This window comes from Wolbachia endosymbiont (group B) of Dolichovespula media (genome assembly GCF_947179505.1).
Classification (GTDB): Bacteria; Pseudomonadota; Alphaproteobacteria; order Rickettsiales; family Anaplasmataceae; genus Wolbachia.
In genome coordinates this window covers 1,095,404-1,114,726 of record NZ_CAMXBR010000003.1, presented here as the reverse complement: position 1 = coordinate 1,114,726, position 19,323 = coordinate 1,095,404, and the positions used below count along the sequence as shown (strand labels likewise).

The 19,323-nt window shown below is 35.6% G+C and carries 15 protein-coding genes and 1 pseudogene; 11 read left to right on the top strand and 5 right to left on the bottom strand.

Features of this window, described 5'->3' with window-relative positions; translation table 11 throughout:
- Positions 1–55: 55 nt before the first annotated feature.
- The gene (locus OM967_RS08040) at positions 56–865 is read right to left on the bottom strand and encodes an ATP-binding protein (protein WP_264337422.1); all 810 of its coding nucleotides are present in this window, start codon (positions 863–865) and stop codon (positions 56–58) included.
- A gap of 54 nt (positions 866–919) precedes the next feature.
- A complete protein-coding gene (locus OM967_RS08035; RefSeq protein WP_264337400.1) occupies positions 920–1,414 on the bottom strand; it encodes an RNA polymerase sigma factor in 495 nt (164 codons plus the stop codon).
- Positions 1,415–1,643: 229 nt separating this feature from the next.
- On the opposite strand from OM967_RS08035, the gene OM967_RS08030 reads away from it, so the two are divergent.
- On the top strand, positions 1,644–3,719 hold the full coding sequence (locus tag OM967_RS08030; RefSeq protein WP_264337402.1) for an AAA family ATPase: 2,076 nt from the start codon (positions 1,644–1,646) through the stop codon (positions 3,717–3,719).
- A 1,023-nt stretch (positions 3,720–4,742) separates the two neighbouring features.
- On the opposite strand, the gene ltrA is transcribed toward OM967_RS08030, so the two are convergent.
- The 3 genes from ltrA to OM967_RS08015 form a co-directional block, all read right to left on the bottom strand.
- Positions 4,743–6,056 carry a group II intron reverse transcriptase/maturase gene (ltrA, locus tag OM967_RS08025; protein ID WP_264337348.1) on the bottom strand — a complete coding sequence of 438 codons (1,314 nt, stop codon included), beginning with the start codon at positions 6,054–6,056 and terminating at the stop codon, positions 4,743–4,745.
- A gap of 627 nt (positions 6,057–6,683) precedes the next feature.
- Positions 6,684–6,806 (bottom strand): hypothetical protein, encoded by a 123-nt coding sequence (locus OM967_RS08275; RefSeq protein ID WP_264337405.1) that lies wholly within the window; start codon positions 6,804–6,806, stop codon positions 6,684–6,686.
- Positions 6,807–6,868: 62 nt separating this feature from the next.
- Positions 6,869–7,570: a virulence RhuM family protein gene (locus OM967_RS08015; protein WP_264337569.1), complete on the bottom strand. Its 702-nt coding sequence runs from the start codon at positions 7,568–7,570 to the stop codon at positions 6,869–6,871.
- 773 nt (positions 7,571–8,343) lie between these two features.
- Between OM967_RS08015 and tnpC the strand changes: the two genes are divergently transcribed.
- The 10 genes and pseudogenes from tnpC (at position 8,344) to OM967_RS07965 (ending at position 19,321) form a co-directional block, all read left to right on the top strand.
- Positions 8,344–9,696, top strand: a complete 1,353-nt coding sequence (tnpC, locus tag OM967_RS08010; protein ID WP_264337407.1) for an IS66 family transposase — start codon at positions 8,344–8,346, stop codon at positions 9,694–9,696.
- Positions 9,697–9,980: 284 nt separating this feature from the next.
- The gene (locus tag OM967_RS08005; RefSeq protein WP_264337421.1) at positions 9,981–10,445 is read left to right on the top strand and encodes a crossover junction endodeoxyribonuclease RuvC; all 465 of its coding nucleotides are present in this window, start codon (positions 9,981–9,983) and stop codon (positions 10,443–10,445) included.
- Between the two features lie 103 nt (positions 10,446–10,548).
- Entirely contained in the window at positions 10,549–11,760 is a 1,212-nt protein-coding gene (locus OM967_RS08000) for a DNA modification methylase (protein WP_264337420.1), read from the top strand.
- Between the two features lie 7 nt (positions 11,761–11,767).
- Entirely contained in the window at positions 11,768–12,250 is a 483-nt protein-coding gene (locus tag OM967_RS07995; protein WP_264337554.1) for a hypothetical protein, read from the top strand.
- A gap of 19 nt (positions 12,251–12,269) precedes the next feature.
- The gene (locus OM967_RS07990) at positions 12,270–13,751 is read left to right on the top strand and encodes an ankyrin repeat domain-containing protein (protein ID WP_264337880.1); all 1,482 of its coding nucleotides are present in this window, start codon (positions 12,270–12,272) and stop codon (positions 13,749–13,751) included.
- Entirely contained in the window at positions 13,751–15,586 is a 1,836-nt protein-coding gene (locus tag OM967_RS07985; RefSeq protein WP_264337555.1) for a phage terminase large subunit family protein, read from the top strand. Before OM967_RS07990 ends, OM967_RS07985 begins: the two co-directional genes overlap by 1 nt.
- Entirely contained in the window at positions 15,576–15,800 is a 225-nt protein-coding gene (locus OM967_RS07980) for a gpW family head-tail joining protein (protein WP_264337556.1), read from the top strand. Before OM967_RS07985 ends, OM967_RS07980 begins: the two co-directional genes overlap by 11 nt.
- A gap of 26 nt (positions 15,801–15,826) precedes the next feature.
- Positions 15,827–16,857 (top strand): annotated as a pseudogene (locus OM967_RS07975) (PDDEXK nuclease domain-containing protein).
- Positions 16,857–18,260: a phage portal protein gene (locus tag OM967_RS07970; protein WP_264337557.1), complete on the top strand. Its 1,404-nt coding sequence runs from the start codon at positions 16,857–16,859 to the stop codon at positions 18,258–18,260. Before OM967_RS07975 ends, OM967_RS07970 begins: the two are co-directional and overlap by 1 nt.
- Before the next feature lie 14 nt (positions 18,261–18,274).
- Positions 18,275–19,321, top strand: a complete 1,047-nt coding sequence (locus tag OM967_RS07965; RefSeq protein ID WP_264337558.1) for a S49 family peptidase — start codon at positions 18,275–18,277, stop codon at positions 19,319–19,321.
- The last annotated feature ends 2 nt before the right edge of the window (positions 19,322–19,323 follow it).

The following is a 19,323-nucleotide window of genomic DNA, read 5'->3' as shown; positions in this document are numbered from 1 at the left end:
TTTTTGACCGATGTTGAAAAAGCTTTGTTCCATATTACTCCTTTTAAAATTAAATTTAGGCAACAGAAGCCAAGGTTTTGGCTTTAATTTTTGCAAGTAATTTACCTAAATGCGGTTCTTCAACCATATCAAGGCAGCCACTTCGATCTTTAGCGGGATATCCCCAAGAGTTAATAGTCTGACAGACAAATGAGCGAACCTCTGTACCATCATCTTTCTTGATTCCAACCATACTAATTACTTCATCAACAATACCTGGAATTTCACTAGCAGTTTTTGCTCCTTCACATTGAGGCAGCCAAGTTGGACGATTGCAGTCATCAAGATATTGACCTAATGTGCCAACTATGATGATGTCTTTATCTCTGATATGTTGAAACTGATTGAGCCAGGCCATCATTTCTTGTGCGAGTAATCCGTAAGCAGCTCTTTTATCTTCTCTTCCTGATCTATCTGAAAAAGCTTCAGGTTGCATTCTGGCCCATGAAAAACATAAACGTGATGCAACAGTTATGCTATCAATAAAAATAGAGCGGTATTTAGAAACCTCAGAAAGAAGATCTTTGTGCTTGCTACAGACATGCTCATAATGTTTTTGACTATACGCCTGATCAGACCTTAATGCAGGATTAGGACCACCTATGAGACATGCAATATCTCTTGCCTCATTCCAAGTACGAATACTGATTGAATCTCCTTTCCAATCTTGTACAGCTAGAAGTCCTGCTTCAAAATCAAGGCAAAGTGTTGTTGATTCATCGAGGGTTTTAAGTAGGCTAGTCTTGGCGATTCCATAAGGTCCAAAGATTACTATCTTCACACCTGTGACCATTTTTGCTCTTTCTTTGCTGTTTATTATTTTCATGCTTTTACCTTAATTTGCCACTATATATAAATTCACCAAATTTCAAAAAACTGTTCAATTTTTCTTATGCTTTTTTCCGTAAACAGGTGCAAATTTAGATCGCATTTTCTTGAGAATGTTGTACAAAGTAGTCCGTGACATATTGTTTATGTCTGCAACTTCAGCAATGCTGTGGTGTTTTAATTGTTCACATAAAACTTGCCACTTCTTTGGTAATTTTGAAATAATTTGCTCAACATCAATACGTGGTATCGCTTCATCTTCAAAACAGTAACTTTCCTGTTGCACATTATTTTCAAGCTTAGGAGTAGTACGTGAGTGTTTACGGACTAGATTATTAATACGATTTTTAACAACTTGCTTAGCAAAAGTTGAAAGACTGCCCTTAGTTTTATCATGCTGATCTATGCATGAAAGAAATTCACAGAAGAGGTCTTGTTCTATGTCTTCAATATCTTGATCAGTAAGCGATTTGTAATATTTTGCATAAAATTTTATTAAATTAACAACTTTAGGATCAATACCTGAATAAGAGTTTCGAGATTTCATAAGATGTATCCTTAAATGAAAGACTTAAGGATGAAACTTTCTTAGTAAATATTGTAGGACATGAAAAAAATACCTCAGACAATCGTGAGTTTTTTACCCTCTGAAAGTCTAGAATCTTTTCTAAATCTCAGACACTCAAAACTTTGATCAGACAACGCACCTACGAACTGAACAGTTTTTGTAAATCCGGTGAATATATAGAACAAGACTCCGAATTTAAAGGTTAATTATGAGTGTTTCATACAATGTTCCAGAGATTAAAGCACAACTATTGTTGAATTTAAGATCTTGTCTTTCTTACCTTTTCCCCAATGGTACCTTCCATGGTGATGAATTTCGAATAGGTGATGTGCATGGTAACAAAGGAAAAAGTTTAAGAGTAGAACTAAGTGGCAGTAGAGCTGGGTTATGGAATGATTTTGCAGCTGGAGAAGGTGGTGACATTATCGACCTTTGGGCATCTGTACATAGAAAGAATGCAAGGACAGAGTTTCCTGAGGTAATGGCTTCTATAGCTGAGTGGCTCGGAAATAATAAAAAATACATCGAGAAACAGTATGTTGATGAAGACTTCGAGAAATTTATTACCCACAGTTGGAATTATTATGATGAAAATGGTCAGGTGATTGTAAAAGTTTACCGTTCTGACCCTCCCGGAAAGAAAAAAGTATACAAGCCTTTTGATGTTAAGCGAGGCAGATATGGTTCACCAGGAATAAGGCCAATCTACAACATTCCAGAAATCTTAAAGTCTGATAAAATTGTTCTGGTGGAAGGGGAAAAATGTGCAGAAGCGCTGATAGAGAAGGGAATAACTGCAACAACAGCGATGTCTGGAGCAAATGCACCTATTGAGAAAACTGATTGGACTCCGCTAAAAGGTAAACACATTATTATATGGCCAGATAATGATGAAGCAGGTAAGAAATATGCTAAAAATGCTGAAAAAAAGCTTTTAGAAATCGGAGTTGAATCACTTGTTGTTCTTAATATTCCACAAAATAAAACAAAAGGCTGGGATGCTGCAGATTGTGTAGAGGAAGGAATAAATGTTAAAGAATTTTTAGCTTCAACTGCACTTACTACTAATACTCTAAGTACAAAAAGTTTGATTTCATTTTCTGCAAGGCAATACTTTAACGATAAATCACCGATGCCAGAAGATATAGTTGCTCCTCGAATTTTAACTCCAAGTGGACTTTTAGTGTTTGCTGGAGCACCTAAAGTAGGAAAAAGTGACTTTTTAATTTCTTGGCTAATTTACATGGCAGCAGGAGCTCAATTTCTTGATATGGTACCTAAAAGGCCTTTAAGAATCTTTTATCTTCAAACTGAAATTGGCTACCACTATATGCGTGAACGTCTACAGCAACTAAAAATCAATGAAGAACTGCTTGAGATTGCTTTGGATAACTTAGTCATTACACCTCAAACAAAGCTACTCTTAAATGATAATAGTATAGATGAAGTTCTTGGTGAAATAAAAAAATCATTTGGTTCAAATACAGTTGATATTATAGCTATTGATCCACTACGTAACGTTTTTGATGCTGGCGAGAACAGTAGTGAAAATGATAATAATGCTATGCTATTTTTCCTGCAAGAAAGAGTTGAAAAATTGAGAGAGTTAGTTAATCCGAATGCAGGAGTCATTTTAGTACATCACACGAAGAAGATGCAAAAGAAATCATTAGAAGAAGATCCTTTTCAGAGTTTCAGTGGTGCTGGTTCATTAAGAAGCTTTTATACTACGGGAATGATAATGTTTAAGCCAGATGAACGGCAGAGTAGTCGTCAACTGATGTTTGAATTACGTAATGGTCATGCTATTCCATCAAAATGTGTTGATAAAATCGATAACTGCTGGCAAATACTTGATTATGAGTCACAGAGACTGATACATAAAGATTATGGACAAAAATTAGATGCAGAGCGTTCTCGTAGATATGATATTATACTGCAATTAATTTACGACGAGGCGAGAAATAGAGGGAAAGTATATACAATCAATACATTCTGTGAGGTATTTGAAAATAAAGCAGGTCTTGGTAGTAAAAACTCCATTCGTGAACGCATTGATGTTCTTGCTGCAAAAGGTTACATTAAGTTTAACAGGAATGATAAAAATGCTGAAAGAAGTAAATATGGGATACTTTGTGTTGAAGATATGGAAAAGAAAGTTACAAACCAACTAAATAAGGATATTACAGTATATGAGAAGATTTTACCAACCGATTATAAATCGCCAGAATATGGCAGTATTATGCCAGTTGAAGATTCAAACATTTGGCTTTACTATAATTAGATCTCTTCTATATCATCTACAGTAATAAGGTTACTTACGAAGTATATTGATTATTTCAGACTCCAGAACTCTTCAGTCTTGGCAGAATCTGGTGCAGTTTATGAGATCTGGTACTTTCTGGTAGTAAAAAAATGCCAGATTTTCAATGGTTTAATGGTTGACAGATTTCTGAGCTGTAATCTGGTTTAGGTGGCAAAAAGCTTAGGAGTATTGCGGGGTTTTGACCAGTCTCCAGTTTCCAAAATTTCCTATTATTATATAATAATAATATAGTAGTATGACTTTAAAACATACTACTCTGTTCGGTTACTAACCAGTCTACAATAATAAGCTATGGATACGTGTAAAGCTCTCTTTCAAAATTATCTGATAAAAGAAATGAAAGACAATGCTCAGAAAAAACAAATGAACCGTAATTGGGTTTTAAAGCGATTCTACAACCTCAGGGTATAATTCCACCAAGACCTAAGTTACTCACCTAGGGTAGCTTAAAACTTGATTATGAGGCATCTCTAAATTATCTCTTGCTTTAAAGTTTTACTTGTTATAAAAAAAAACCATTGTACCCTATCACGCTTTTTATTCGTTGTAAAACATTTTTTTCAAAAAAGTGAAAAGTTTTTGTAATTTAGGTGAAACAAGAGCTGGTTTTGGAGGTCTTATTGAGATATAACGACTTTTATCTAAAATTCTTAAGTTGAGTCTTTAGGTAATCTCTATAAATAATTTGTAGATGAAGCTAAAGGAAAAAAGTTGCTGCCATAAACATAAGCTACTGAGCTCGTAAACTGCTTAAAATGGAGACAAAGATCTAAATTTATTTATTTACGTCTCCAATTTTATCGCGTATAATGGAGACAAAGATTTGTGTTTTCACTATTTATTGGTAGATAGGGCTTTCTAAAGGGTGGGGGTCTGGTAGAGACTTATGACCTTGAAATCAGCGATTTGGTCTCATAACCATAGTCTCCCCAAAAGAACCGTGCTTGCGGATTTCCCGCACACGGCTCCACAATACAGCGTTCACACTAGTGCTCCTGTGTATAAAGAAACATATACCTTTGGTTTTGGTAATGGATTTACTTTTAAATAGTGTATAAATTGTTCCCAATCGATACTTTTCTTTTGACTACGTCGGTTTATCCACTTAAATGCTAACTTTGTTGCCAGTCGATTGAATTGAATCAAACACCGATAATTTCCGCTAACTCCGAAGTAGCTATAGTGTCCTGTTAGTTTGGCTTTAAGTTTCTGCCACCAATCTTTGAGACAGATACGACTTCGTACCATCTTCAACCACTCTTTGATTTCTTTAATCTTTCTAGCTAGGCTTATTTTTGAAGTTTTCTGCTTCATCATAAGTTTACCATTACGACTTTTTCCACAATAATGTGTAAATCCTAGAAAGTTGAAGCTAGCCGTCCTACGTTTCTCTCTTTCTGCTTGATACCATTCTTTCTTACCAAACTTTACTATTTTTGTTTTATTTTCAGCTATTTCCAATCCAAATTTACTTAGTCTTTGTTTCAGTAATTCTAGAAATTCTTTTGCGTCTTCTTCCCTCTCGCAGCCAACTACAAAATCGTCGCAAAACCTTATTAGCTGTATATATCCTCTGGCTTTTGGCTTAAATTTCTTTTCAAACCATAAGTCCAGCACATAGTGTAAGTATATATTAGCTAATACAGGGCTTACTATACCACCTTGTGGTGTGCCTTGATCGGTTGCTTTGTAACATCCAACTTCGACTATTCCTGCCTTTAGAAATCGTTTTATTAACCACAATAAATTTGGGTCAGCTATTCGTTCCCTTAGACAATTCATTAGCCATTTATGTTGAACATTATCAAAGAACTTCTTGATATCCACTTCTACAATATAGTTAATTGGTTTGTGCATAACTGCTTTATCTAGAGCGTTTATCGCCTGATGACAATTTCTTCCTGGTCGAAATCCATACGAGCTGTCCATAAAGTTTGCTTCATAAATATTTTCTAATATCTTCTTTAGCATTACCTGTACCAACTTTTCTTCTGTTGATGGTATTCCGAGACCGCGTTTTTCCTTGCTTCCAATTTTGGGTATGTATACCCTTTTCACTGGTTGCGGTCGGTATTGCTTTCTCTTCATACTATCCACTAGCGTTCTAAGTTTCTCTTCTAGATTTTCTCCATAAGCTTCCACTGTCACACGATCTATACCGCAAGCCTTGTTGCGTTTTAGTTCCTTGTAACACTCTGCAAGATTCTCTTCATTAATCAAATGAACTAGCGATGTAAATTTTACTCGCTTATCTTGCTTAGCCCTTACTGCTATCTGGTTTAGTTTTCCTTGCATACTCCTCCAATCTCTGTTGTATTGGTATAGCAATCCCTATACCAGTCACTATATTGCTAACCGCTTCCCCTTGTATGTGGCTTTCCCACACTCCGAGTACTATCAGTTAGTCCGACTTCCTTTGCATCTTCCTCCAGTCCTTGCCTTTATTGACTTGTTCCAGAGTACCCTTACAGGAATACAAAGGATCTCCCAAGTTCACGTAAGGTCCATCTCAACACATGACGCGGCCTTCGATCCCGATGGGGTGAGTAATATCTTTCCTTAGCGTTATTACCCATGTTGCCTTCCACCAAATGTAAAGTGTCGGCCCCCATGACGCGTGAATTACGGGACTCAATACCTTCACTTTCGTTGCACCCTATGTTGTCCATTCCATTAGCTTTACTACGCTCGTTACCTTACGCAGCATAATGGTTTGTTCCAGGTTGCTGGCTAAGCTTTACCCGTGTTGGATTTTCACCAACTGTTCCTTACGCACTTCTTGGCGCACACAATTTTTCACCCCCCTTGAAATTAAAATAAAAGCAAGATGTCAAACACAGATAGCTCAACTACAAGCTGGTTTTTGTTGTAGTTATTTTCTCACTTTCTTTACTTGCTTTAATTAATTCATCAAAATCAGATTCATGTCTGTACAACTCTGTACTTTTCGTATTCTCCTTCAGCTAGAGCTTTTGCAACTTCAGCACTAACTTTACCAGCATCTTTAAGCACTTCATAATCATTGAACAATAAAAATGCATCCAACTTTTCAACCCAATTCTACATTTTCATTAGCCGATGCTTTCTTGCTTGAAGTTCCGCATAATCTAGGAAACAATATGATTTAGTTCACTCAACTCTTTTTCAGTCAAGTAGTTTTTTGCAGTACTCACATCACTCTTATGAATTTTGTTGCCAGGACCATCTTTCCATGTAGTTAGCCCCATATTTGGTTTTTTGTGGTCAACTCGAGAATATATTAGCTCTGCTGCAGTCAGGCCATAAATCGCCCAATATAATTTATTCTGTACTTTTGCATAAAATTGTTTTGTTATTTCTGAATTTGGATCATAGTCTGCAGAGCATTCAGCATAAATGTCGGTAATCTTCTGGTAAAACCTACGTTCCGATGCTCGTATTTCCCTGATTTTTTCAAGTAATTCATTGAAGTAGTCTTTGCCAAACTTTGGGCCGTTTTTTAGCCGTTCGCTATCTAATGCAAATCCTTTGATGATGAAATCTCTCAAAATTTTTGTAGCCCATACTCTGAAAGATGTAGCCTTTTTAGAATTAACTCGATAACCAATAGCTATAATTGCATCCAAATTATAAAATTGTGTAGGGTACTGTTTACCATCTTCAGCAGTATTCCGGAAAATCCGGATAACTGAATCTTTATCTAACTCTTGACTAGCAAATATGTTCTGTAAATGCTCACTAATTGTTCTAATATTAACATCAAACAACTCCGCCATTCTTTTTTGTGTAAGCCAAACGTTTTCATCTCGATACAAAACATCAATTCTCACGTCTCCATCTGGAGCTTACTATTACCCACAAATATAAATGTTTGTTGCATAGCTCTTAATGGCATAACTTTTGCTTGAAATAACTGTTTATATGGTGCAATTTACAGCTTTTAGTTGCTAAAATTATAACTCTTAGTTTAATAATTTCAATCTAATAAGCTTTCAAGTTAATAAAATTAAATTATTTGAGTAAATACAATACTATGTTTTTATTTGTGGGTAATAGTAAGCATCTGGAGTTGTATATAATAAAATTTCGTTTTCATTTATTATCATATCTACTCTACCTTACTTCAAGTAGCATATAGGTTATTTGTAAAAAAGACAAGCAACTGTAAAACTCTAAAAATAGGGAACTATCTACTTTATTCTTTAGCTGGTAAGCAGTTTTGAAATTATTTTAACTTTTTTTTTAGAAAATCCCGGAAAAAGTAGAAGAAATCCGGTATATATTAGTATAGGGGCATTGAGTGTAGATGTGCTTCAAACAGAAAAGTTGAAAACAGAAAGCAAAAGAAATTTAGGCTTTTGGTAAGTTACGTAATTGAGAATTTATATTTTTTTAAATAAGGCAAAAACTGTGTTTTAAAGCTAGATGTGACTTTAGGGAAAAAACTATCACTGCTCACCAAAGAACGTCTATAATAGCCTTTAAACTCAAATAAAAGTATCCGTTCAGAGGTATGGTAAGGATAAAAAAGAATTGACATAATATATCAAAGTAATAATAACAGAAAATGTTGATAGTAAGGTAAGGCTAGGTGCTTCAATTGTTGATCAGTATTGTAGAGTTATATAAAAACTTAGAGCAAAAAGTAGCAAAGCTTGAAGAAAAAAATAAAATCTTAGAAATAGAGAATGCTGAACTAAGAGAGAGACTTGGCTTAAACTCAAGGAATTCATCTTTACCAAGTTCAAAAGAGCTGTACAAAATAAAAAAAGACACACCAGAAGATAAGTCAGAGGGTGGCAGGAAGATAGGCGGTCAAGTTGGTCATAAAGGAAATTATCGGATAAAAATGGAAGCAGATGAAGTAATTAGAGTAAGATTACATGATACTTGTGAATGTGGCGGAGAAATTGCAGTATGCAATAAACCGTATATTCACCAGAATGTTGATCTCCCAAAAATCAAACCTTACGTAGTGGAATACCAACTAGAACATGGACGCTGTCGTAAATGTGGAAAAAGAAGGAGTAGCAAATTACCAGAAGGAGTTACACCTGATACCTTTGGTCCTAGAGTTAAGTCAGTAGTTGCATCACTAAGTGGGTTTTATAAGAATTCAAAGCGAGAAATAGCGAATATTATGAAAGACATCTTTAACATGAGTATAAGTGTTGGTAGTGTGTCCAATAGCGAAGCAAGGGTCTCGTCAAAATGTAAAGAAGCTTATGAACAAATAGAGGAAGAAATGAAAGCAAGCGAAATTTTGCATATTGATGAAACCAGTCACTACAACAAAGGCAAATTGGGATGGTGCTGGATGTTTGCCAACAATAAAGCAAGTCTTATGAAGTTAGCAGATACAAGAGGAATGAGGTTTTTAAAGAATAGTGCATTTTGTGATTACAAAAATCTGATAATTACCGACAGATATGCAGTTTACAACCACTTCAGTGATGAAAAACGACAAATTTGTTGGGCTCACTTATTGAGAAATTTCGAGAGGTTATCTCATAGCTGGAATAGTGAAGTAATGAGACTTGGCCATTGTTTAAAAGATGCAGCTAATGGATTATTTGCATTAAAAAACGCTTTGTCAGAAAATGAAATTAGTATTTCAAAGTTCACTAAGCAAGCTAAAGAGTTACGAAGATTTATGCAGTACTGCATGATAAAAATATCTTATATACTTGAAGCAAAAGGAGCTTCACGAACGGTAAAGGGTATTATAAAATCCGAGCCAATGATGTGGACATTTTTGGATGATCCAGAGAATATTCCATTAACGAATAATCATGTTGAGCGACAAATACGGCATTATGTTGTCCATCGTAAGAATTCATATTTTGCACAGTCAGAGCGAGGGAATAGATTCCTTGAGCGGATAATTTCGCTGTATCTCACTTGGAGGCAAAAAAAGTTAAATCCATTTCAAAACCTTCTATCTATTGTCTCTTAAGCCACACCTCTGAACGGATACAAATAAAAGCTATCCTTAGTAATTCTACTGTTACAAAACAAACCTGCAGACAAGTTTAACAAGGTTTTTATCCTTTGCAAAAAAAAGTGAACAGTTTTCGTAATTTTGGTGAATATATATAACAAGAAAACAACTTTCTGCAGTAGCACATAATTCTCGAATTTCCGTTGTTGGACTACAAAAACCTATGAATTTCTAGTGTATTTTGCAGAAACCAGACGATATTTTGGAGTAAGTGCTACTTGTAATTTTAATAATAGCAAATGTCAACCCTAACACTCGATCTCGGCAAGCAAACCGGCTGGGCAATTTTAACAGATGGAGTAATTGAAAGTGGAAGCAAAAGCTTTCATGGTAGCCGTTTTAGCGGAGGTGGCATGTGCTTCTTGAATTTTCGTAATTGGCTTAATTCTTTGAAGGACATTTCTGCAGTGTATTTTGAGGAAGTAAGAAGACATCTAGGAACTGATGCAGCGCATTGCTATGGCGGTTTTCTCGCAGTTCTGTCTGCTTGGTGTGAAGAACATCATGTGCCGTACAAAGGTGTTAATGTTAAAACTATAAAACGCTTTATAACAGGCAAAGGCAATGCAAGTAAGAGTGAAGTTATTGAAGCTGTAAAGGAAAAAGGGTTTTCACCTAAAGATGATAATGAATCTGATGCTTTGGCATTAATGTTCTACGTTATGAATTTCAGTAAAGATATTAATAAGACGAAAAATCCATAAAAAGTGGGTCCTTTCGGCCATATTGGTGGGTTTGGTGGGTCAGACCCCAGGCCTTCTTTAGCGTCAGAGATATTTTGAATATTAACTTTTTAATTATTAAGATATGAATTTAGCAATCCACTACTATCCTGTTGAAAATCTAGTCGAATATGAGCGTAATCCACGTAAGAATGATGACGTAGTAAATAGAATGTGTGCTTCAATCAGGGAATTCGGTTTTCGTATTCCAATAGTTGCAAAAAGCGATGGAACTGTGGTTGATGGTCATTTAAGACTTAAAGCAGCAAGAAAACTTGGTATGGAGAGTATTCCAGTTGTTTTAAGTGATAATTTAAATGAACCACAAACCAAAGCTTTTCGATTACTGGCAAATCAATCAGCTAATTGGGCAAAGTGGGATGATGATCTTTTAAAGGTAGAAATTCAAGAGTTAGAAGATTTGCAGTTTGATCTTAAAATGACTGGATTTGAATTAGAAAAAGTTCAAAACTTTCTTGATGATTTAGATGGTGAAAAAGAAGATCTTTCTGACTTAGTTGTTGATGACAAAAAGGTAGAAATAACAAAGCCAGGTGATCTTTGGATTTTAGGTGATCATCGAATCTATTGTGGTGATAGCTCTGTAGTTGAATCATATAAAGCGCTGTTAGATGATAAAATGGCAGACATTACTGTTTGTGATCCTCCATATAACGTTGATTATGGTAATAGCCAAGACAAAAAGATATTAAATGATAATCAAGGTGAAAAGTATGAGCTTTTTCTCTATGACATCTGTTCCCATATTTTAGCATATACGAAAGGAGCAATTTACATCTGTGCATCATCATCAGAGTTTTCAACGTTGCAAAAAGCATTTGAGGAAGCGGGAGGAAAATGGTCAACATTTATCATTTGGGCAAAGAATCATTTTACGCTAGGCAGGTCTGATTATCAAAGACAATACGAAGCAATGCTCTATGGATGGAAAAGCGGCAATAAACGTGAGTGGCATGGAGGTAGAAATCAAAGTGATCTGTGGTTTTATGATAAGCCAACACACAATACACTACATCCAACGATGAAGCCAGTAGAGCTAATGGAAAGAGCAATAGTTAATAGCAGTAGATCAGGAGATATCGTACTTGATCCATTTAGCGGCTCTGGAAGTACACTGATTGCATGCGAGAGAACAGGAAGAATTTGTAGGACAATAGAGCTAGATTCAAAATTTGTAGATGTAACTATAAAACGTTGGCAAATATATACCGGAAGAGATGCCATTTTAGCCGGTACTGGTAAAACTTTTGCAGAAATTCAAGGAGAAAAACAGTAGGAAAAAAGTGAAAATTACACAAACAGAATGGGCAAGAGAGATAGGAGTATCAAAGCAATATGTCTGTTATTTAGTAAAAAAAGGAATAGTTGAGTTGGAGGATGGTTTGATCAATAGAGAACAAGCAAATGAAGCAGTAGCGGCAATAAGAGATCCAAGTCAGCCACTTAGGAGGAAAAATCCAGAAAACGAAAATACAAGTAACCTTTCCACGATGTTGCTAAAAACTCGAATAAAAAATGAAATGGAACGAGGTAAACTTCTTGAGGCAAAAGCTAGGGCTGAGATAGGAGAACTTGTAGCAGTAGAAGAAGTAAAGCGCGATGCATTTAATGTAGCAAGAGTTGTCCGTAATAATTTACTTAATATTCCAAATAGAGTTTCAGCATTGCTTGCATCACTGAGTGACACTGAAAAGATTCATATGGCGCTAACTGAAGAGATTACAAACTCATTACAAGAATTATCTAATACTAAATTTCAAATATAAGAAAGATTTTGAATATAAAATGGCTGATAACTTAAGTTTAGAGTTAATAAAGTGTCTCATTAATCAACCTGGATTAGATGTAAATATTAGAGGATTAAACGGAAAAACCCCACTACATTGCGCTATAGAGTTTGATGAATTAAGTATGGTAGATCTGTTACTCACGAAAAAGAACATTAATCCTTTTATAGAAGATAATGATGGTAAAACATCTCTTGATTACGCCAAAGAAGGGAAAAAAGCAGAAATATTACAAGCGCTAATCAACAATAAATATGGATCAGAGCAAGATAGTTTACTTCATTTAGCTGCAATGATAGGTGAAGTTAATGCAGTTAGATATTTGATAGGAAAAGGTGTTGACGTTAATGTACGAAATGCTCAGCATCATACGCCATTACATCTAGCAGCAGGCATAGGACATGCAGAAGTTGTAAAGATTTTGATAAGAGAAGGAAACGCTGAAATAGATGTCTTTGATGTACGAAATCAGACACCAATGCACTATGCAGTTAATAATAAAAAGTTGGAGATAGTAAAGTTACTGCTAAAGCTAGGAGCGGATGTAAATAGTGCACGCATGGGACAAAACTCAATGAAATTGTCACCTGTGCATATAGCTGTAAGTAATACTAATTATGATGAAAGAGATTTATGTTTGGATATCCTCAAATGCTTAATAAAGGAGCCTAATGCTCAAGTTAATTTACAAGACTACGAAAATAAAACACCACTACATTACGCTGAAAGACTTAAAACAATAGAAGTTTTACTAACGCGAGAAGATATAGATCCATTGGTAAAAGACGATAGCGGTAAGACACCATTTGATTACGCTAAACCTGAGATAAAGAAGGCTTTGATGAGTAATAAATACGGTTCTGAAAAGAATAGTCTACTCCATTTAGCTGCACAAAGAGGAGAAATTGAGCTTGTAGATGCAATCTTAAAGGAAGAAATTGATATTGATATTTCAAATAATAAAAATCTACCGCCGGTTTACCTTGCTGCAGAAAAAGGGCATTTACATGTAGTAAAGTTATTGCTGAAAAAAGGAGCAAATTATAAACCTGTTTTGCATTTAGCAATCAAGTCAAATAATTTAGAATTACTTAAAGTTTTATTTAATGAAAAAAATGGAGCGTTACTCTGCAGAGATACCGTTGTTAATTTTCCAACCCTTCATAATAAATATATAGCACAGAGAGAAATAGCAGATAAAAGGATGAAAAAACATAATAATATTATCTGCATCTGTATTACAGTTAGCGCAGTAGCAATGGCAGCATATATAGGTTTAACAGCAGCAACAATAAGCAGTGCAATCATTTTTGCAACAATAACAGGGATATTTGCGCTTGTTATAGCAATAATGATAAGTGAGATGAGCAAAAGATATATAGAAAACGAATTTCAGAAAAAGATGTTTATGGAATTGGAAGAGTGTAGTTCTACTGTTAATGATGTTGAGATAGAACCAGTTATGAGTAGATGCAGATAATGATATACGCCACATCTTTTTCTGAAGGTTTAAAACCAGATCCAGAGCTTAAAGTATCAGAGTGGGCGAATGAGTATCGAGTTTTAGCGCCAACTGCAGCATCAGAGCCAGGTAAATGGAGAACAGAAAGAACTCCTTATTTAAAAGAAATTATGGATTCACTTTCTCCGTCCTCACCAGCAGAAAAAGTAGTATTCATGAAAGGAGCGCAGATTGGAGGAACAGAAGCTGGCAACAATTGGATTGGCTATATCATAGACCAGATACCAGGTCCAATGCTGGTAGTACAGCCAACAGTTGAAATGCGAAAGCGTTGGTCGAAGGGAAGATTTGCACCATTAATAGAGAGTACACCATGTTTAAAGAGTAAAGTAAAAGACCCAAGATCAAGAGACTCAGGCAATACTGTACAAAGTAAGGAATTTCCAGGTGGAATAGTAGTAATAACTGGAGCAAACAGCAGTGTAGGCCTCCGATCTATGCCAGTAAAGTATCTCTTTCTTGATGAGATTGATGCGTATCCAGGAGATTCAGGAGGAGAAGGAGATCCAGTACTGCTTAGTATTGCTCGAACTAACACTTTTGCACGGCGAAAGATTTTTTTAGTATCAACACCAACGATTCATGGAATAAGTAGAATTGAGAAGGAATTTGAAGCAACAGATAAGAGATATTTTTTTGTTCCATGTCCTTATTGTAATTATTACCAAATATTAAAATGGTCACAAATAAAATGGGAAGATAAAAATCCAAATACAGCACACTATATATGTATAGAATGTGGTAAAAAGATAGAAAATCATCAAAAGACAGAGATGCTTGAACGTGGAGAATGGAGGCCTACTAATAGAGTAAAAGGTGAGAAAAAAGGATTTCATCTTTCAAGTCTTTATAGTCCAGTAGGCTGGTATAGTTGGCAACAAGCAGTAGAAGATTTTCTGCATGCAAAAGAAAGTGAACAATTACTGAAAGTTTGGATAAATACCACACTTGGAGAAACTTGGGTAGATAAAGGAGAAGTACCAGACTGGAAGCAATTATTTAACCGAAGAGAATTTTTTCAGATTGGCACAGTACCAAGGAGAGAAGTGGTACTTACTGCAGGAGTAGATGTCCAAAAAGATCGTTTAGAAGTAGAAGTTGTAGCATGGGGAAAAAGTCGTGAAAATTGGTCAATAGACTACCGAGTATTTGAAGGAGATACAGGAGGTGGAGAAGTATGGAAAAAGCTTTCGGAGCTCCTCAATCATCATTTTATCGGTGAAAATGGGCTTGAATATATGATAAGTATGATGGCAGTTGATGCAGGATATGCAACACAGGAAGTATACAATTGGGTAAGAGGTCATCAGTGCTTTGGGAAAGTAATGGCAGTGAAAGGTGTAAATAAAGCCTTAGTACCACTTAGCAGCCCAAGTAGAGTAGATATAACAGTTGGTGGTCAAAAGCTGAAAAGAGGTATAAAGCTCTGGCCAGTAGGAGTATCGATATTAAAGTCAGAGCTTTTTCAATTACTTAATGTTTTAAAAGAAGGTGAAGAAGCTCCAGCAGGATATTGTCATTTTCCCGAATATGCACCTGAATATTTTAAGCAGCTAACGGCAGAGCAATTAGTCAGCAAGGTAGTAAAAGGATACACTAAACAAGAGTGGCAAAAGGTAAGAGAAAGAAATGAAGTATTAGATTGCCGAATTTACGCAAGAGCAGCATCTATTGCGCTTGGAATCGATCGTTGGCCAGAGAGTAAATGGAATGGTTTGAGTGGAAAAATGGAAAGCAAAAAGCCTAAAAAAGTAAGACAGAGTAAGTGGCTTGGTAATCAAAATGTACAGTGAAGAATATTTAACTCAAGTTGAGAAAGCAATTCAAAAACTGCAAAGCGGAGAAAGAGTTGTCTCAATTGCATATGGTGAACATGTTGTGCGGTACGGGGAAGTTCAAATAAAGGATTTATTGGAGCTCAGGCAACGAATAAAAGCGGGGTTAAAAGTTGCAGGCATGAGGCCAAAGAGGAAAATTGTTTTTTCAACGAGCAAGGGGATCATATAATGATGAAAATCGTTGAAAGGAATCGTATGACAAAAATTATAGCAAAAGAATATACAGAATTTTTAGAGCAGTTGAAAGAACAGATTGCTACTAGTCGTTATAAAGCAGCACTAGCAGTAAATAGCAAGCTTATTATGCTTTACCACTATATTGGTGCAGAGATCTTAAAGCGTCAAAAAGAATATGGCTGGGGAGCCAAAGTAATTGAGCAGTTAAGTAGAGACTTAAAGGCTGAGTTTCCAGAAATGAAAGGTTTTAGTCCTAGAAATTTGAAGTATATGCGTAAGTTTGCTGAGGAGTATTCTGATATTGAATTTGTGCAGGAGCCTCTTGCACAATTAACTTGGTACCATAATGTTACTCTTTTAGAAAAGATAGAGAGTCGAGAAACAAGGTTGTTTTATATAAAAGAAGCAATTGAACATGGCTGGTCAAGAAACATTATGGTAATGCAGATTGAACTTGGGTTGCATAAGCGTCAGGGAAAGGCTATCACTAATTTTAAAGAGAAGCTGCCTTCGCCTCAATCAGATTTAGCGCATTACACATTAAAGGATCCATATATTTTTGATTTTTTAAGTATAGGAAAGGATGCTCATGAAAGAGAAGTAGAAAAAGGGCTTGTAGGGCACATGGAGAAGTTTTTGCTAGAGCTTGGTGAAGGATTTGCATTTGTTGGTAGGCAGTTTCACTTAGATGTTGGAAATAAAGACTTCTATATTGATTTATTGTTTTACCATTTAAAGTTACGTTGCTTTGTAGTAATTGAGCTAAAAGACAAAGATTTCAAGCCAGAATATGCAGGTAAAATGAATTTTTATCTTTCAGCCGTTGATGATTTACTAAAGCATGAGACAGATCAACCATCTATAGGATTAATTTATGCAAGTCAAAGGATAATGTACTAGCTAAGTATACACTTAAAGACATAAATAAACCGATAGGGTTGGCAGAATATAAAATTACTGAAAATCTACCAGAGAATATAAAAACAGCTTTGCCAACAATAGAGGAATTAGAAGCTGAGTTATCTAAAGTTTCAGATCAGGAAAAGTAATGCTATTAAAATCGTTCAAGCAATTATTTAACAAACCAAAGATAAAAAGCTCAGCGTGGGATGCAGCAGGTTCAGGAAGAAGATTTTTTCACTTTCAACCAGAGTCAGGAAGTATAAACAATTTGCTGTCTCAAAGCCTTGAAACTTTACGTAGTAGATCACGTGATATGGTGAGAAAAAATCCATATGCAGCAAATATCATTGATACAATAGTAAGTAACTCTATTGGAACAGGAATAAAACCGCAATCAAAAGCAAGAGATGGAGAATTTCGAAAGAAGGTGCAAGAATTATGGCTAAAATGGACAGATGAAGCAGACAGTAACGGAGTAAGTGATTTTTATGGATTACAAGCTCTAGTATGCAGAAGTATGATAGAGGGAGGAGAATGTTTTATACGTTTAAGAACGAGAAAGCTGGAAGATAGATTTTCTGTACCACTACAACTGCAAGTACTTGAGTCTGAACATTTAGACAATAAAACAAATCAAACTTTAGCAAATGGTAATGTAATAAGAAACGGGATTGAGTTTAACAAGCTTGGGCAAAGAGAGGCATATTACTTATTTAGAGAGCATCCAGGTGAAGGTTCATTTGGAGAATCATTTAGAGTACCGGCAAATGATGTTTTACATATCTACAAACCTTTAAGACCTGGACAAATTAGAGGGGAACCTTGGCTTTCTAATATACTGCTGAAGCTTTATGAACTTGATCAATACGATGATGCAGAATTAGTGAGAAAAAAGACAGCAGCGATGTTTGCAGGGTTTATTACGAGACTTGATCCTGAAGCAAATATCATGGGGGAAGGTGAAAGTAATGAGCAAGGAGTAGCACTATCCGGTTTAGAGCCAGGAACAATGCAGCTTTTAGACCCAGGAGAAGACATAAAATTTTCAGAGCCATCTGATGTTGGAGGAAGTTATGAAGCATTCATGAGACAGCAACTCAGGGCAATAGCGATTGGTACAGGGATAACATATGAACAGCTAACAGGAGATTTAACAGGTGTTAATTACTCATCAATCAGAGCAGGATTAATAGAGTTTCGTCGTCGATGCGCTATGCTGCAACATAACATTATAGTATTCCAATTTTGCAGACCAGTATGGAGTAGATGGCTAGAACTTGCCACTTTATCTGGAGAGCTTTCTACAACAGATAATCAAATATTTAAAGATGTAAAATGGATACCACAGGGATTTGATTGGGTAGATCCACTGAAAGACCAGCAAGCACAGCAAATGGCAGTAAGGAATGGATTTAAGAGTCGATCGGAAGTAGTATCAGAAATGGGTTACGATGTAGAAGAAATTGATCAAGAAATAGCAGAAGATCAAAAGCGTGCTGATTCTCTCAACCTTTTCTTTGATTCTGATGTCAGGACACAAACAAAATAAATCTCGTTTACTTTATGGAAATTTTACAAACCAACTGGCTATGTAGGCCGATGATGATAGAGCAAAAAAGCTTTGACCTGTTGTCACTATATAACGGAAAACAACCTATCTTTAAAAATATAAAACATGCAGTAAATCAGAATATAGAAAAAACAGCAGTAATAGCAATACATGGAATTTTGACCAAAAAACCAGGAGCTTTTGACGATTTTCTGGGAATGACATCATATGAGAAAATTCAAGAAGAAATAGAAGAAGCATTATCAAACAAAGATATAGAAACTATTCTGCTTGATATAGATAGTCCAGGAGGAGAGGTAAATGGAGTATTTGACTTAGCTGATTTTATTTATGAATCAAGAACAAAAAAGAGAATTATTGCAATAGCAAATGATGATGCATATTCTGCTGCGTACGCTATAGCCTCTAGCACTGAGAAGGTATTTGTGAGCAGAACTTCTGGTGTGGGCAGTATTGGAGTAATAGCAAGTCATATAGATCAAAGTAGGTTTGATGAAAAATGTGGAATAAAATATACCACAGTATTTGCAGGAAGTAGAAAAAATGATTTAAACCCACATGAGCCAATAACGTCTGAAAGTCTGGAAAGCTTACAAAAAGAAGTAGACCGACTATATGAAATGTTTGTGCAGCTAATAGCGAGGAACAGAGGTCTTTCAATTGAAAAGATTCGATCAACGGAGGCAGGGCTATATTTTGGCGAGAGAGCAGTAGAAATAGGTGTTGCAGATGGAGTTACAACATTTTTTGAATTTATCAATAATCATAGGAGTGTTAGTATGACAACTAATGAGTTAACTGATGAAGGCTACGAAAACTGTCGTAGAGAAATTTTAGAGATAATAAGATTATGTAATATGTCAAAGATGCCAGAAAAGATAGGAGAATTTATTGAGCAAAGCGTAAGTGTTGAACAAGCCAGGGAAGTTTTAATGGAACTGCTAGCAGAGCGAACGAAGAAGACAGAAATACTGAGTGCAATACCACAGAATTCAGGAGAAGATTTAATGATACAGGTAGCAAGAAGTCGTAGGAGTTAAAG

Coding starts and splice junctions, on each gene's coding strand:
- ltrA (WP_264337348.1), bottom strand. CDS start 6,056: ATGCAAGGAAAACTAAACCAGATAGCAGTAAGGGCTAAGCAAGATAAG.
- OM967_RS07965 (WP_264337558.1), top strand. CDS start 18,275: ATGGAAATTTTACAAACCAACTGGCTATGTAGGCCGATGATGATAGAG.
- OM967_RS08005 (WP_264337421.1), top strand. CDS start 9,981: ATGTCAACCCTAACACTCGATCTCGGCAAGCAAACCGGCTGGGCAATT.
- OM967_RS07990 (WP_264337880.1), top strand. CDS start 12,270: ATGGCTGATAACTTAAGTTTAGAGTTAATAAAGTGTCTCATTAATCAA.
- OM967_RS07980 (WP_264337556.1), top strand. CDS start 15,576: ATGTACAGTGAAGAATATTTAACTCAAGTTGAGAAAGCAATTCAAAAA.
- OM967_RS08030 (WP_264337402.1), top strand. CDS start 1,644: ATGAGTGTTTCATACAATGTTCCAGAGATTAAAGCACAACTATTGTTG.
- OM967_RS08035 (WP_264337400.1), bottom strand. CDS start 1,414: ATGAAATCTCGAAACTCTTATTCAGGTATTGATCCTAAAGTTGTTAAT.
- OM967_RS07970 (WP_264337557.1), top strand. CDS start 16,857: ATGCTATTAAAATCGTTCAAGCAATTATTTAACAAACCAAAGATAAAA.
- OM967_RS08040 (WP_264337422.1), bottom strand. CDS start 865: ATGAAAATAATAAACAGCAAAGAAAGAGCAAAAATGGTCACAGGTGTG.
- OM967_RS07985 (WP_264337555.1), top strand. CDS start 13,751: ATGATATACGCCACATCTTTTTCTGAAGGTTTAAAACCAGATCCAGAG.
- OM967_RS08000 (WP_264337420.1), top strand. CDS start 10,549: ATGAATTTAGCAATCCACTACTATCCTGTTGAAAATCTAGTCGAATAT.